The sequence below is a fragment of the Pseudomonas sp. FG35 genome (assembly GCF_057809295.1).
Map to the genome: position 1 here is coordinate 40,150 of NZ_JBMDJR010000016.1, position 15,117 is coordinate 55,266.

At 62.1% G+C, this 15,117-nt stretch carries 8 protein-coding genes; 5 read left to right on the forward strand and 3 right to left on the reverse strand.

Annotated features, from left to right (window positions below; genetic code table 11):
- Positions 1–13: 13 nt before the first annotated feature.
- The 3 genes from ACODTD_RS24920 to ACODTD_RS24930 are packed head-to-tail and all read right to left on the reverse strand — an operon-like array spanning position 14 to position 3,040.
- A complete protein-coding gene (locus ACODTD_RS24920; RefSeq protein WP_011332249.1) occupies positions 14–742 on the reverse strand; it encodes a cobalt-precorrin-6A reductase in 729 nt (242 codons plus the stop codon).
- Positions 739–1,836: a cobalt-precorrin-5B (C(1))-methyltransferase gene (locus ACODTD_RS24925; RefSeq protein ID WP_011332250.1), complete on the reverse strand. Its 1,098-nt coding sequence runs from the start codon at positions 1,834–1,836 to the stop codon at positions 739–741. The genes ACODTD_RS24920 and ACODTD_RS24925 overlap by 4 nt, the downstream gene beginning before the upstream one ends.
- The gene (locus tag ACODTD_RS24930; protein ID WP_011332251.1) at positions 1,829–3,040 is read right to left on the reverse strand and encodes a bifunctional cobalt-precorrin-7 (C(5))-methyltransferase/cobalt-precorrin-6B (C(15))-methyltransferase; all 1,212 of its coding nucleotides are present in this window, start codon (positions 3,038–3,040) and stop codon (positions 1,829–1,831) included. The genes ACODTD_RS24925 and ACODTD_RS24930 overlap by 8 nt, the downstream gene beginning before the upstream one ends.
- Positions 3,041–3,184: 144 nt before the next feature.
- Here ACODTD_RS24930 and cobG point away from each other — a divergent pair, with 144 nt between their 5' ends.
- From cobG to ACODTD_RS24955, 5 genes are all read left to right on the forward strand, one after another.
- Entirely contained in the window at positions 3,185–4,483 is a 1,299-nt protein-coding gene (cobG, locus tag ACODTD_RS24935) for a precorrin-3B synthase (protein ID WP_011332252.1), read from the forward strand.
- Positions 4,476–5,102, forward strand: coding sequence for a precorrin-8X methylmutase (locus tag ACODTD_RS24940; RefSeq protein WP_011332253.1), 627 nt, complete (start codon positions 4,476–4,478; stop codon positions 5,100–5,102). The genes cobG and ACODTD_RS24940 overlap by 8 nt, the downstream gene beginning before the upstream one ends.
- Positions 5,099–5,833: a precorrin-2 C(20)-methyltransferase gene (locus ACODTD_RS24945; RefSeq protein WP_011332254.1), complete on the forward strand. Its 735-nt coding sequence runs from the start codon at positions 5,099–5,101 to the stop codon at positions 5,831–5,833. The genes ACODTD_RS24940 and ACODTD_RS24945 overlap by 4 nt, the downstream gene beginning before the upstream one ends.
- Entirely contained in the window at positions 5,833–7,536 is a 1,704-nt protein-coding gene (cobJ, locus tag ACODTD_RS24950; protein WP_201817297.1) for a precorrin-3B C(17)-methyltransferase, read from the forward strand. Before ACODTD_RS24945 ends, cobJ begins: the two co-directional genes overlap by 1 nt.
- Before the next feature lie 343 nt (positions 7,537–7,879).
- Positions 7,880–15,022: a TcdA/TcdB pore-forming domain-containing protein gene (locus tag ACODTD_RS24955; RefSeq protein ID WP_285357044.1), complete on the forward strand. Its 7,143-nt coding sequence runs from the start codon at positions 7,880–7,882 to the stop codon at positions 15,020–15,022.
- Positions 15,023–15,117: the final 95 nt, after the last annotated feature.

Here is a 15,117-nt window from a genome sequence, read left to right on the forward strand (position 1 = left end):
AGCTTTTTGTTTTTCACGGTCGGACTCCGGCCGCGAGGGCAGCGATGGCGTCAGCAACCGTCCAAAACTCCCGATCAACCCTCGCCAACTCCGGCCGCTTCAACACCATCACCGGCACCCCAAGCTCTCGCGCCACTTCCAGCTTGGGCTCGGTTGCGGTGCTGCCGCTGTTCTTGCTGATCAGCACGTCGATCTGCCGGCGTTCGAACAGCGCTCGCTCGTCCTCCAGCAGAAACGGTCCACGGGCGCCGATGACTTCGCAGCGTTCGTTGCCGGGGTAGACGTCGAGGGCGCGCAGGGTCCAGAACTGGTGCGCGGGGATTTCATCGAGGTGTTGCAGCGGTTCGCGGCCGAGGGTGAACAGGGGGCGGCGGAAGGGTTCGAGGGCGGTGATCAGTTCGGCCCAGTCGGCGACTTCGCGCCAGTCATCGCCCGGTTGCGGTTGCCAGGCCGGGCGGCGCAGGGCCCAGCAGGGGATGCCGGTGAGTTGCGCGGCGGTGGCGGCGTTCTGGCTGATCTGTGCGGCGTAGGGATGGGTCGCGTCGAGTAAAAGCGTGATGCCTTTAGCGCGAATGAACTGCGCCAGACCTTCGGCGCCACCGTAGCCGCCGACGCGCACCTGACAGGTCAGATCGGTCGGCACCCGGCCGACGCCGGCCAGGCTGTAAATGTGTTCCGGCCCCAACGTGCGCGCGATGGCCAGCGCTTCAGTCACACCGCCCAGCAACAAGATTCGCTTCATACAAAGGCTCCCGCATGGCCGACGATGCCGCCCTGACGATCTATCGCAAACACTTCGACCTGGACCTGCGCCGGTACCACGCTGCGTGCGAACTCCAGAGCATGGCGACAGACCTCATCACCGAGGGCAACGCCAGCCGCACTGGCGATCGCCAACGCCTGCTGACTGGTGTTCGCCCCACGAATGGCTTGTTGCAAGGTGTCGTCGGCGCCAATCGCCGCCGCCCATTCGGCCAGTTGCGGCAGGTCGATGCTCGAATGACGCGAATGCAGGTCCATGTGCCCGGCCGCCAGTTTGCTGATTTTGCCGAAGCCGCCGCACAGGCTGAGTTTATCCACAGGTACTTTGCGCAGGTGCTTGAGCACCGCGCCGACGAAGTCGCCCATTTCGATCAGGGCAATTTCCGGCAGGTTGTAGACCCGGCGCATGGTGTCTTCGCTGGCGTTGCCGGTGCAGGCGGCGATGTGCAGGAAGCCGTTGGTTTTCGCCACGTCGATGCCTTGGTGGATCGAAGCGATGTACGCCGCGCAGGAAAACGGCCGGACGATGCCGCTGGTACCGAGGATCGACAGCCCGCCGAGGATGCCCAGGCGTGGGTTCATGGTCTTCAGCGCCAGGGCTTCGCCGCCCTCGACGTTGACCGTCACCTCGAAGCCGCCGCGATAGCCGGTTTCTTCGGCGAGCAGCGTCAGGTGATCGCTGATCATCTTGCGCGGCACCGGGTTGATCGCCGGTTCGCCGACGGGCAGCACCAAACCCGGACGGGTCACGGTGCCGACGCCTTTGCCGGCGATGAAGCGAATTCCCGGCTCGGCCATCAGCTGCACGCGGGAATAGAGCAATGCGCCGTGAGTCACGTCCGGGTCGTCACCGGCATCCTTGATGGTTCCAGCCTCGGCGCCGTCCTTGGTCAGCCGACAGAACTCCAGGCGCATCTGCACCTGCTTGCCCTTGGGCAAGACGATCTGCACGGCGTCCGCCACCACTCCACCGAGCAACAGGCGCGCGGCGGCGAGGCTGGTGGCCGTGGCGCAGCTGCCGGTAGTCAGGCCGCTGCGCAGGGGCGCGGGTTGTTCGGCGGTTTCGTCACGCATCGAGGGGTTTGACCAGATCGAGCAGGGTGATCGGCAACGCCTGGCGCCAGGTGTCGAATTCGCCCAGCGGCTGTGCCTGGGCGATGTGGATGCGGGTCAGTTCGCCGCCGTGGCGTTCGCGCCAGCTCATCAAGGTCATTTCGCTTTGCAGGGTCACAGCGTTGGCGACCAGTCGGCCACCGGGTTTGAGTTGTGCCCAGCAGGTTTCCAGCACGCCTTCGCGGGTCACGCCGCCGCCGATGAAAATCGCGTCCGGTCGCTCCAGCCCGGCGAGAGCTTGCGGGGCGCTGCCACGAATCAGTTGCAGGCCGGGCACACCCAGCGCATCGCGGTTGTGTTCGATCAGCTGCTGGCGACCATCGTCAGCCTCGATGGCCAGTGCGCGACAGCTCGGGTGCGCGCGCATCCACTCGATGCCGATCGAGCCGCTGCCCGCGCCGACGTCCCAGAGCAATTCGCCCGGTGTCGGGGCGAGGCGGGCGAGGGTGATCGCGCGCACGTCGCGCTTGGTCAGTTGGCCGTCGTGCCGGAAGGCCGAGTCCGGCAGGCCGGCGAGGCGCGACAGGCGCGGTGTCTGCGGATCGGCGAGGCACTCGAGGGCGATCACGTTGAGGTCGGCAATGAGCGGATCGTTCCAGTCGTTGGCGCTGCCGTCGATCCGGCGTTCGGCGCTGCCGCCCAGATGTTCCAGCACGCTCAGGCGACTGGCGCCGAATCCGCGTTCACGCAGCAACGTGGCAACCGCCGCCGGGCTCTGGCCGTCATTGCTCAGCAGCAACAGGCGCACGCCGCCAAACAGTTGTGCATTGAGAGCCGCCAGCGGGCGAGCCACCAGCGACAGCACGCTGACGTCCTGCAACGGCCAGCCCAGTCGGGCCGCCGCCAGCGAGCAGGACGACGGGGCCGGCAGGACCAGCATCTCGGCTTCCGGAACCTGACGCGCCAGACTCGCGCCAACGCCGTAGAACATCGGATCACCACTGGCCAGCACACACACGGCTTCACCGCGACGCTCGAGCACCGGGGCCAGGGAAAACGGGCTCGGCCACAACTGGCGCTCGCCACGGATGCACACCGGCAACAGATCCAGCTGACGCTGACCGCCGATGATCCGCGAAGCGTCCATCAAGGCGCGCCGGGCATTCTTGCCCAGGCCTTTGAAGCCGTCTTCACCGATTCCTACTACTGTCAGCCAGGGTGACATCTGTAGCCCCTCAAAAAAGTGTCCGCAAACGCGCCGTTCCGACGGGCAGACTTTTCATGCCGTCGGACAAAGCAGGCATAATACCGCGCCTTCGCCCGCGAAGCGCCTTTCCCACAGAGCTGTCAGCCCTTGAACGAACGTCCGATGTCCAACGCCATACGCCCCTCGGCCTGTCCGGGGTTGCTGCGTATCGTCCAGGCGCTGGATGGTGGCATCTGCCGGATCAAGCTCGATGGAGGTTCGATCACGGCCGATCAGGCCGATGCGGTGGCCAATGCCGCCGAGCGGTTTGCCGGCGGGGCGATCGAGGCGACCAACCGGGGCAATCTGCAGATTCGCGGGATCGGCGACCAGTCCGCCGCGCTGATCGACAGCCTGCTGGCCGCCGGTCTCGGGCCGCGAACCGCCGCCGGCGACGACGTGCGCAACCTGATGCTCAGCCCCGCCGCCGGCATTGACCGACAGATGCGCTTCGATACCCGTCCATTGGCCGGGCAGATCCTCGAGACCCTGCAAAGCCATCCGCGCTTCCACGAGCTGAGCGCCAAGTTCGCCGTGCAACTGGATGGCGGTGAAGCGCTGGCGATGCTCAAACATCCCCATGATCTGTGGTTGTCGGCATTCGAAAGCGGTGAAAACACGCTGTTGGCGTTTGGCCTGGCGGGTTGCCCGACGGAGCGACCGTTGGCCGCCGTGGCGCTTGTGGACGGACATGCGCTGGTGGTCGCGGTGCTGGAGTTGTTCCTTGATCTCGCCCGACCGGAGCAGACGCGGATGCGCCATCTGCTGGATGAATGCCCGGCGCCGCTGTTCCTGGAAAAACTCGGTCAGCGGATCAGCCTGAAAGCCGCTGGTGATTGGCAGCGGGCAGCCGGACCGGAAGGGTTGCACCTCGGCATTCACCCTCAGCCATCGGCCGGTCAGGTCTATGTCGGTGCCGCACCGCCGCTCGGCCGCCTCGGTCCGGACATGCTGCGTGGCGCTGCGCAACTGGCCATAACCTTCGGCGACGGCAGCCTGCGCTTCACCCCTTGGCAGAGTCTGTTGCTGCCCAATGTGCGGGAAACCGATGCGGTTCAAGTGCTCGACGAATTGGGCAAGCTGAACCTGCTGACCCATGTCGAAGAGCCTTTAACGCACCTGATCGCCTGCACCGGCGCCAACGGCTGCGGCAAAGGCCTGGCCGACACCAAACACGATGCCCGCCTGCTGGCTACGCTGTTGCCACATGCCGTGGATGTGCACCTGTCCGGCTGCCCGCGTTCCTGCGCCGCCGCACATCGGGCTGCGGTGACTCTGCTGGCGGTCGGCCCCGGTCACTACGATCTCTATTTTCGCGATGCAGCGCTGCCGGGTTTCGGCGCGCTGCACGCTCACAACCTTACTATCGAAGCGGCCGCGACCCTGCTCGCCGCCCGCTCACGGAGCCCCCTTGATGCTTGATTACATCCGCGACGGTCAGGAGATCTATCGCAACTCCTTCGCGATCATTCGCAGCGAGGCCAACCTGGCTCGTATCCCGGCCGACCTGGAAAAACTCGCGGTGCGGGTGATTCACGCCTGCGGCATGGTCGAGGCCATCGACGGGCTGCAGTTCTCCGAAGGCGCCGGCAAGGCCGGGCGCGATGCGCTGGCCGCTGGCGCGCCGATCCTCTGTGATGCGCGGATGGTTTCCGAAGGTGTGACCCGCGCGCGCCTGCCGGCCAACAACCAAGTGATCTGCACCTTGCGCGACGACAGTGTGCCCGAACTGGCGCGCGAGCTGGGCAACACTCGCTCGGCAGCTGCGCTGGAACTGTGGCGTCCGCATCTGGAAGGCAGCGTGGTGGTGATCGGCAACGCGCCGACGGCGCTGTTCTATCTGCTGGAAATGCTCGACGCCGGCGCCCCGAAACCGGCGCTGATCCTCGGCTTCCCGGTGGGCTTTGTCGGCGCTGCCGAATCCAAGGCCGAGCTGGCCGCCAACAGCCGTGGCGTGCCGTTCGTGATCATGCAGGGCCGCCTCGGCGGCAGCGCCATGGCCGCCGCTGCGGTCAATGCCCTCGCCACGGAGATCGAATGATGCAGGCTCAAGGACGTTTGATTGGCCTGGGCGTCGGCCCCGGTGATCCGGAACTGATTACCGTCAAGGCCCTGCGCCTGCTGCGCGAATCGCCGGTGGTGGCGTACTTTGTGGCCAAGGGCAAGAAGGGTAACGCGTTCGGCATCATCGAAGCGCACCTGCAGGACGCGCAGAATCTGCTGCCGCTGGTGTACCCGGTGACCACCGAAGTACTGCCGGCACCGCTGTCCTACGAACAGGTGATCAGCGACTTCTACGATGACGCCGCCGAGGAAGTGGCCGCGCATCTGGATGCCGGTCGCGATGTGGCCGTGATCTGCGAAGGTGATCCGTTCTTCTACGGCTCCTACATGTACCTGCATGACCGCCTCGCCGGCCGCTATGAAGCCGAAGTGGTGCCGGGCGTCTGCTCGATGCTCGGCGGCGCGTCGGTGCTCGGCGCGCCGCTGGTGTATCGCAATCAGAGCCTGTCGGTGCTGTCCGGCGTGCTGCCTCACGAAGAACTCAAGCGCCGTCTGGCCGATGCCGATGCGGCGGTGATCATGAAACTGGGGCGCAATTTCCCGAAAGTGCGCGACGTGTTGGCAGAGCTGGGTCTGGCCGAACGTGCGCTGTACGTCGAGCGCGCGACCATGGCCAACCAGAAGATCGTGTCGCTGGATGAGGTCGAGCCGATGTCATCGCCGTACTTCTCGCTGATCATTGTTCCCGGCGAACGGTGGCAAGGCTGATGACCCATTCCACACCGGCCATCGTCATTCTCGGCCAGGGCGCGCTGGCCACGGCCCGTCGCCTTCAGCAGGTCTATCCGGCTGCAAAGATTCACGGCCTCAATGGACGCGTCGAAGGCGCCGACCTGACTTACAGCGACTTCGGCGCGACCCTGCGCGAGTTGTATCAACAGGACACGCCGATCATTGCCCTGTGCGCGGCCGGCATTGTCATTCGCACCCTGGCGCCGCTGTTGCTGGAGAAAGGTGTCGAGCCACCGGTGCTCGCCGTGGCTGAAGACGGCAGCGCCGTGGTGCCGCTGCTCGGCGGCTTGGGCGGGGTGAATGTCATGGCCCGCGAGATCGCAGCTGCGCTTGAAGTGGCAGCGGCGATCACCACCAGCGGTGAGTTGCGTTTCGGCACCTGCCTGCTCAACCCGCCCGGCGGTTATGCCCTTGGCGATCTGGAGCAGGGCAAGCGTTTTGTCTCCGATCTGCTCGCCGGCCACAGCGTGCGCATCGACGGCGCTGCGCCGTGGCTTGAGCAGGCGCAACTGCCGGAAGATCCACAGGCACAGCGCTCGATTCATGTGGGTAGCGCCGCTCGCGCGGCGAATACCAGTGAGTTACTGATTTATCCGCGCAGCGTGGCGGTGGCGGTGGGTTCGTCAGTGACTGACGTGCCGGGCACCCTTCGCGATGCATTGCAGCAGGCCGGTGTGGCGATTCAATCGCTGGCCTGTCTGGTGGCGGCCGATGCTCAGATGGCCAGTCCGGCATTGCGTGAAGCAGCGCTTGAACTGGCAGTGCCGCTGCGCTTTGTCGTGCCGGCGAATGACATCGGTGAGTTGGTTCGCGATGCAGTCCCCGGCGCTCGAATCATCACAACATCCCGAGACATTGCCATCGCCGTGGCCGAACAGCCGCTGGATGTTTCGCAGATCGGTCGTCCGCGCGGCCGTCTGGCCGTCATCGGCCTCGGCCCGGGCGCGGCAGAGCTGATGGTGCCTGCGGTGAAAGCCGAACTGGCCCGCGCCACCGACGTTCTCGGTTACGAAACCTACGTGCGCATGGCCGGCCCCTTCCGCGACGATCAGGTGCAGCATTGCACCGACAACCGCGAAGAAATGCAGCGTGCCCGTCACGCCTTCAGACTGGCCGCTCAGGGACGTTCGGTGATTGTGGTTTCGTCGGGCGATCCGGGCGTGTTCGCCATGGCGGCAGCGGTGCTCGAAGCGTTGCACGAGTCGACGGACCCGGCGTGGCACAGCGTCGATCTGGAAATCCTGCCGGGTGTTTCGGCGTCGCTCGCCACCGCCGCTCAGGCCGGTGCACCGCTGGGCCATGACTTCTGCGTGATGTCGCTGTCGGACAACCTCAAGCCGTGGTCGATCATCGAAAAGCGTCTGGATCTGGCCGCCGAGGCGGATCTGGCGCTGGCCTTCTACAACCCGATCTCTCGTTCGCGACCGTGGCAGTTGGGCCGAGCCCTGGAAATCGTTGCGCAACACCGTACATCGCAGACACCGGTGGTGCTCGGGCGTGACATCGGCCGGCCGGGGCAGACGTTGCGGGTGACGACGCTCGGCGCGTTGACCCCGGATCAAGTGGACATGCGCACTATGGTGTTGATCGGTTCGTCCACCACCTGCACGTTCCCCCGCGCCGAAGGCGGGAAGTGGGTCTACACGCCACGTTGGTACGGTAGCAAGCCAGCGGGCTGAGCCTCTCGCTCCGACGTATCAGGAAGCTGGAGCAGTACTAAATAAAACAGGGCGCGAACAGGAGTTCGCGACCCTGTTTTTTTGGGGACAAGGAAAGTTTCTATTTCGACCGTGTTCAATTTTTAAATTGAATGTCTTTGGATGTTTCCATTGACATTGTTTGAATGGTTTCGTGTTTGTCTGGGTTGGTTGTTTTTTTCTATATTGGTTTCGCGCTTTTGGTTGGCGTGTATTTGGGTTTTTAACATGCGTTTTATATCGCTCTGGAGACTTTCTCCTGGCGAGGCATTCATGTGTGCGTTTGTTTTTTTTGAACGAGTTGTTACTTAAAGAGTATTTAAAAATGCAAGGTGCTGAAAATTCAAAAGTTGAGAAAGGCTTTGTAAAGTTCGTCGACTTGTTCAAGCTGGCCGACCTGGAGCGGGCATTATTGCCGCATAAAGGAACTGAGCAGTACGACGCAGTGATTCGTTATTACTTCGCCTGCATCGGTCTGCTCGATTCGCCACGCCTGCTGCAGCCGCTGACATTGTTCAAGCAGGCTCTGGGAGAGCTGGGAAACCATCGAGTGCGCCGTGAAGCGGAAAATGCACCGGCCCCGAGCCCGGACAGCGAGGCGGCCCTCAGCCTTGCGCAAGTAAGCGACCGGGTCGAGGGTTTTGAGGCGCGTCTGCGCTACGGCGTTGAACTGATGAAGACTCCTGCCACCCAAGTGCCGAAAATCCTGCACTTTGTATGGCTCGGTGGCGGGCTGGGTGATATTCAGCGTGATTACATCAATGTCTGGAAAAAGGTACTTGCCGGGCAGGGTTATAAAATCAATGTCTGGTATGACAATGATGCTTTGCTCGCATATCGAACCAACCAGCTTGTTGTAGAAGCTGCCAAAGCCGATGCCATGCAGCACGGTGGTGTCGACAGTGCGACCGAGCGGGAATTGGGGGAGCTCTATGTCGCGCGTGTCATTGCGCTAAAACAGCAGATGTACCAATACATTAATGATGCGGTCGCCAAGGGCGAGTCGGCCGATGCAGCGCGAATGCAGTTACTGGTTCGAGGATACGGGCAGGACGCACAGGAACTACGGCGTCTGAAAACAACTAACCGTGACAGTATCCAGGCGCTTGTCGACGGTGATGTGCAGGTGCGCGATCTGGCTGGCGCCGAGAAGCCTTTGCAGCTGCAGGCCCTTTACCAGCGTGAAATGCGTTTGCGCGGCAATTTCGCCGCAGCGTCGGATGTTGTAAGAGCCGAGGTGTTGCACCTGGAGGGTGGCAGTTACACCGATGTGGATAATTTGCCGCCACTGTTGAAGTCGGTTGGGGGGGTCGATATCAGTGGCTTCAGTGACGATGCCCGATTGGGTCTGTTGCAATTGTTGCTCAACGAAAACCCGGAATGGATGCCGGGGCGGCAAGCGCTGAAAAGCCGCTATGTGGACAGAACCGACCAGATTCCCGAAGCGCATCGGCAGGCACTGCAAGCGTTTGCCAAAGGCAAACCGCTGCTAGCCCAGGTTTTTCAACCACCTCAGGATTTGCTTGTCCGCCCCTACGCTTTGCGAGCGGTGGCGGTGAGATCGACGATCAGTAACGGGTACATGATGGCGCACCCGGGCTCGGCGGTGCTGGAGTCTGTACTCAAGCGTCTTGAGTTCAACCTCGGACTGGTGGATGCCACCGCTCGACTGGCTGTGCAGAGGGGGGTCAAACCCGAGGATTCCGAGGCAATGCAATCACTGGCGCTCGAAGAGCTCGAGCGCACCTACGGGTCTATCAATGACCTGCCGGACATGGAGTCGGTCTTTGCGACCTACCTGGCCGATGCGGCCGCCAGTTACTACAACGATGGCATTCGCCCGCAGAGTGAAGGGACGATTTATCTGACCGGTCCAGTGGGGATAAAGGATGGCACGAGTGATTTCGAGAAGGCCCGTTTAACGCCTCGGGGGGCGCAGGTGTCACGCGAGGAAATGGCGATCGAACCCTTGCTCGTCGTCAATCGAGCCACCGAGGAAGAGTTGGATCACTCGTGGAAAGATAACGAAACCGACTTCGACAAGTGGGTGGAATCCGAAAAGCAGCGCTGGCGCGACGGTCAATTCAAGACCCGCTACGCCGGCAATATTGACGAACTGCTCAAGCACTCCACCGTTGAATTCGAACTTGGCTGGCCCTTGATCGAGGGGCGCCATGTGATCAATACCGAACTGTTGCAACGCATGGCTGACCATCTTGGCGAGCCCTTCACCCGAGCAATGATGAGCGGCCATGATGGCCCGGTCACGTTTGCCGATAGGATACCGCTTGATTTCAATGATCGTCAGTTGATCCGCAATCAGGACACCAGGCGGCGCCCGCCCGCGTCACGGAGTCATGAGGTGACACGAAGTCTTGCGCTGGATGAAATTCTCACAGGTCTGGGTACAGGCGCATGGCAACTGGCGCACCTCAGCCCGCTGCAGCGTCTGACGCTCGGGGCATTGCTCGGTGCAGAGTCACTGGATGAGCAGAGTTTTGCCGCACTGGGCGGCGCGCTGGACAACCTGATCAACAGCCTCAGCGAACGCGGGACTTCCGGGCGTTACGCTGCGATCGAGCAGCATCTCTACCAGCGGCGCCCAGCCGAGTTCGTTGCCGGGCTGAAAAGTGTCGCCGACGTGTTGCCGACGAGTTCGAGCAATGCGCTGAGCCTGAAGAAAACAGCATTGTCCACCGCGGTGACCCTGCATGACTGGGGACGTCAGGTCGCGCTGATTCAGTATGTCGCCACCCAGGAACACCGTCAGCAAGTTCAGGAACGGGTGGAGCAGGTGCTCAACCAATTCGAGGCCGGTACCGTCAAGATGGTACCGCAGGATCTGTTGCTGCACGGGGCGGGTGACACGGTCGCCGGTCGCTGCTTCCCTCTCGTGCTGGCGATGAGTGCGGCCCTGACGCAAGGTGAAGCGGCCAGCCGACGCTTGCGCGAAAGGTTCTTCCTCGCGGTACTTGAGCCGGATCAGGCTGACTCCCAGGCGTTTTTGCAGGCTGTGGAGGAAATGCACGGGGTCAAGGCCGGCGACGTGGGTACCGTTCTGGGGCGGCTGGATCTGGAGACAGTCGCCGCAACGCTGGAGGCATCAGTCGGTACCCGAACCCTGATGCTCAACTCCGACAATCACTCGATGCTGGTAGCCAGAACCGAGAGCGGCACCAACGTTACGTATCACTTTTACGATCCAAACTTTGGTGTGTTCGAATTCGACAGTTCCGTCTCGTTTAAAGTGGCGCTGGGAAAATTCTTCCGGTTGGGGATGGCCAGACATTACGCTGCCTACGGTGAGGCCGACCATCCGCGGTTCGATTTGATCGACATAAAGGGCCAGCAGGTCTCGGAGCAGATGCTGTCGACAGGCGTCAAAGTGGCACACTTGTTCACGGAGGACACCTTGCCGAACGTACCGTTGCGCAAGGTTCGCCAGCGGCTGAACAGTGCGCACGGTCGAGCCTTGATGGAAAATCCGCGCCTGGGCCGCGCGTTGTTTGATGCCGACCATCACTGGTGGGCCGAGCAGATTGCCAGCGCGACGTCGCGCTTGCAGGAAGGGCATGACTCGGTGTCGCCGCTGGTGCCATTGTTCAGCTCGCTGGAGTTCACACACGAGGGCCCGTACCGGCTTGGCATGCTGGACCCGAATACGGGTGAGCTCGTGGCGACGGTGACCAGCATCGACGGGCGCCTGTTGCGTATCAGGAACTATCTGTCCGAGCTGTTCTCGACCCTCGGACGCAAGCCGGTCAAGGCGGGTGCAACGCAGCAAGCCACAGAAGCGGCGGCTGTTCACACCCTCAATGCCGGATTCGCAGTTCAGGCATTGATGAATGCCCTGCGTGGACGCGAAGGCGACGACCGGACCATGACCACTGCCGTGCGCTGGCATGCGTATGTCAACTATGCACAACTGGCACATGGCACTCTGTTCGACGCGGCGGGACTGATCGCGCTGGTAAAGGAGGCACTGCGCGATGAAAAAATCATTGCCCGGACCAGTGCGCGGGTCGTCGGCGAAGCGCTGGCGCCATTGACAGGTAAAACCATCGGGGCGGTGGCTGGACATGTGGCCAATGAGGGCGTGGGGGCTGTGCTGGGGCTGGCCAACGTCGGGTTCGATATTTATCAGTTGGCGACGGCGCAGAACGATCTCGAAACCGTGACCTACGCCACCCAGCTGACATTCGATGCCACCAGCCTCGCCCTGACCGGTGCCGGAATGGGCGCGGGGCTTGCCGGGGCCGGAACGGCGGCAGCAGTGCTGGGTGGCGCGGGCGTGATTATCGGCGGGCTGGCGGTGGGCGTGACTGCATTGGCACAGGCGTACGCGATCATTGCGGAGGAGGCGAAAGCGGTCGGTCTGTTTTTCAACGAGCTCGAACAGGCTCACCGCGGCCAGGCCTACCACTACAAACCCACGCAGGATGTCTGGCTGCCGCGCGCGTCTCTGATAGTCACTGACATTGACATGGACACTGGAGAGGTGTCGCTGGAGAGCACCAAACTCTACCCGCTGCGCGATCATTTCGGTGTGCCGGAATTCGAGGCGGACTACGCGCGTGCAATCAACCTCAGCAAGGAACTGGGTTATCCCGACCGCATGCGTTTCGTTCCCCCGGCCGACCAGGCGATCGTGTTGCCGTGTACGCCCCAGGCCTGCTATCGCTACGAATACCAGACATTGCCTTTCTCCTCGCAACGCCATGACACGGGCTTCGATATCGCCCGGCGTCTGGAGAAGAGGAAGCCGGATGGCAAATGGCTGTTCCTGCATTCGTTCTACTCGTTCCCCAGCCACTACATCGTCAATCGGCTGTGGCCGGATTACCGTGCGACCCAAATCAGCGTCAAGCTCGATGCGCGGGAGCGCAAACTGGTGGTGCCGAATATCCCGCCGGCGTGGCAGGACAAACTTTCCTATCGACTGCAAGGTGGCGCAAGCCTCTGCACCTTGGTGCTCAGTCCCGGTGCCAATGTCGAACTGGTGTCAGCGGGCACACAGAACAATCGCTGGATTCTGGTAGCACCCTGGGCGAGTGAAAGCGACATTCAATTCGGCAAGACCGGCGCGTTCAGTGTGAAGGACTGTCAGTTCAAAATGTCGGGAACCGGACCGTCCGAGGTGTTTCTGGTCATCGACGGTGGCCGCCTGCTGAAGGTCGAGGGCAGTCAGCAACGCCGGTTGGTGGTGGTACAGGAACAGGCGCCGAAGGGCATCGACGGTCAGGTGTTGCAGGATCATCTGCTGGCGTTGGCCAGGGACCATCGATTGGCGCTGCCCTATACGCGGATCAACAACTATCCGATCCCCTTTGAAAAAGCCGAAGCGCCGCGTTACACCACCGGTTGGTATGACGCCGCAGAGGATCGTGTTCTGCACATCCGTAACGACTACGATCTCTCGGAAGAGGATCTGATGTTGTCCGCCGTAGCCGGCGAGTTTGCGTATTTCCATGAAAAAGACGGTTTCGACATCTTGCAGGTCGATGCGAGCACCGGACTGCTCAGCCATCGCTATCGCCTGCTGGTCAGGAAGCAGGGGACCGGTACGATTCGCAGTGTGGAAGCCGACGGCCATGGGGTTCTCCACGTCGTGCAGGAATATGTCCAGCCGGACGCAACGGTTGAGCGCTTCAATTACCTGATTCACGACGGACAGATGTGGCTGAGTTCGGTGAACCGCGGTCTTGAATTGCAATTCGAGGCGTTGCTCGATGACCGTCATGCCCTGACTGACTGGGTGCCTGTGCTGGGGGACAGGTTTTTGTTCCCGCCGGTTCTCGGCGAGCGGGAATACACGACGGTCGACTGGCAGTTCGCGCCTTACGTTTCCATCTGCTGGAAAATGGATGAGACACTGCGCGACATGGCGTGGATTCGTTCCCGGGACAACCTGATCATCCGTCCGGTGCCACGTCGTCATCATCTGCGCGGCTGGCGTGACTCTGTGCAGAATCTGAATGATCTGATGTTGCTCACCGTTGCTGGTGACAACGATGTATTCGTCATCTACGACCGACTCTTCCAGAAGTTGTGCCGGGTGGAGCGCACCGTGGTGCAGGGCGAGAATCGCTGGTCGCATCGTTGGGTCCAGCCTGATCGGCTCAAGGAGGTAATCGCCGAGCAGAACAGTTATCTGGCGAAGACCGAAGACGGGCTGGTCTTCGAGATGGGGGCCGATGGCAACGCGCAGTTTGCCGGAGTCGGCGAGCGCTGGCTCAAGGGCCGTGCACAATGGTGGCTGGCGCTGGAATCTCTGGCCCTTCAGCACGAGGCTGAGCAGTTCTCCATCGTTGGCATTGCAAATGTCGCCGCCGATGCAGGTGTCCACGGTTGGTTCGTGGGCAACCGCCTGTTGTTGAGTGAGGTGGGTAGCGCCGATGTGCGTCTGCTGGGACTGACTCCCGATAATCAGTCGGCCTGGTTGTTCGATCCGGCGGCGGGAGCGGTCTGGCGGCAGGCGTTCGTTGATCCGCAGCGACTCGGCCCGGCATTCGGAAGTGGCTCGCAGTTGCGTCAGGCTGACGCCGTGCCCAAGCCGGAACGGGAATGGGAGCGGCAGAGTTTCACCGATGTCTGGATTGAGGGCGCCGGTCTCATGGGAACGACCCGCGATGGCGTGGTGTTTGAATTGCATTATCAGGAACAGCCGATGATTGTCGCGGTGGCGCCTGACTGGGTGGCGGCGCAGGGCGAGTCCGTGACCGAGAGTCTGCATGCCCTTCTGGCGACGGAAGCGCATCGTCCGTTCATTTCCGTTGCGTCCCGAGACCCCATCGAGCAGTGGTACATCGTCGACAGCGGGCGATTGGTCCGCGTCGCCGCTGCGGATTTGCCCAAGGACTTCCAGTTGCTGGGAACCCGTCGATACGCCGACGTCTTGCTGCACGAGCCTGAGGCGCGTTTAGTCCAGGGCTTCCCGAGCAAGCATCGGATCGGCCCTCTGGATTACGTCCGGCGCGTCGGCGAGGTGCTCGTGATCCAGGGACGGATGGATGCGAACGACCTCATGCCGTTGATCCCCGACGACGTGCTCATGTTGGTGGTGCGCATGGGCCGTGGCTCGATGAAATGTCATCTGACGCCGGCGCTGGCGCGCAAGCTTGATTCTCTGGTGGTCGATTGCCGTTTCCCTTTGGGCGGCACGCCTTTGGTTCCGGGCCGATTGATCTGGTCGCCGGATTCGCCACAGAAGCTTGAGGCAAGTCTGGTCGGGGATCATTTGATCGTGGTGGATCCGGACAGCGAGCACAATCTGATCTGGCGCAATGCGTGTGCGAGTGATACCAGTCTGCGTGGCGATGCGATGCTCGAGGTTCAGGGCTTGCGACGTTGCAAGGTATCGTCGCTCGTGCGTTGGTTGATGGAGCGCAGAGGTGGGAGCAATAGTGTGAAACTTAAAGAACTGTTGGATGAGGCGAAGGGTAAAGTCACTGCCGACTCTACGCTTTAACGTCGAGGACTTGCGTCTGCCGATTCGTGAACACTGACAAAAAAGACCGCCGATACGAACATCGGCGGTCTTTTTGTTTGTGCGCGCAACAGGCT

Excerpts from the sequence above, each read along its gene's own strand:
- ACODTD_RS24930 (WP_011332251.1), bottom strand. The coding sequence starts at position 3,040 with ATGTCACCCTGGCTGACAGTAGTAGGAATCGGTGAAGACGGCTTCAAA.
- cobJ (WP_201817297.1), top strand. The coding sequence starts at position 5,833 with ATGACCCATTCCACACCGGCCATCGTCATTCTCGGCCAGGGCGCGCTG.
- cobG (WP_011332252.1), top strand. The coding sequence starts at position 3,185 with ATGTCCAACGCCATACGCCCCTCGGCCTGTCCGGGGTTGCTGCGTATC.
- ACODTD_RS24920 (WP_011332249.1), bottom strand. The coding sequence starts at position 742 with ATGAAGCGAATCTTGTTGCTGGGCGGTGTGACTGAAGCGCTGGCCATC.
- ACODTD_RS24925 (WP_011332250.1), bottom strand. The coding sequence starts at position 1,836 with ATGCGTGACGAAACCGCCGAACAACCCGCGCCCCTGCGCAGCGGCCTG.
- ACODTD_RS24940 (WP_011332253.1), top strand. The coding sequence starts at position 4,476 with ATGCTTGATTACATCCGCGACGGTCAGGAGATCTATCGCAACTCCTTC.
- ACODTD_RS24945 (WP_011332254.1), top strand. The coding sequence starts at position 5,099 with ATGATGCAGGCTCAAGGACGTTTGATTGGCCTGGGCGTCGGCCCCGGT.
- ACODTD_RS24955 (WP_285357044.1), top strand. The coding sequence starts at position 7,880 with ATGCAAGGTGCTGAAAATTCAAAAGTTGAGAAAGGCTTTGTAAAGTTC.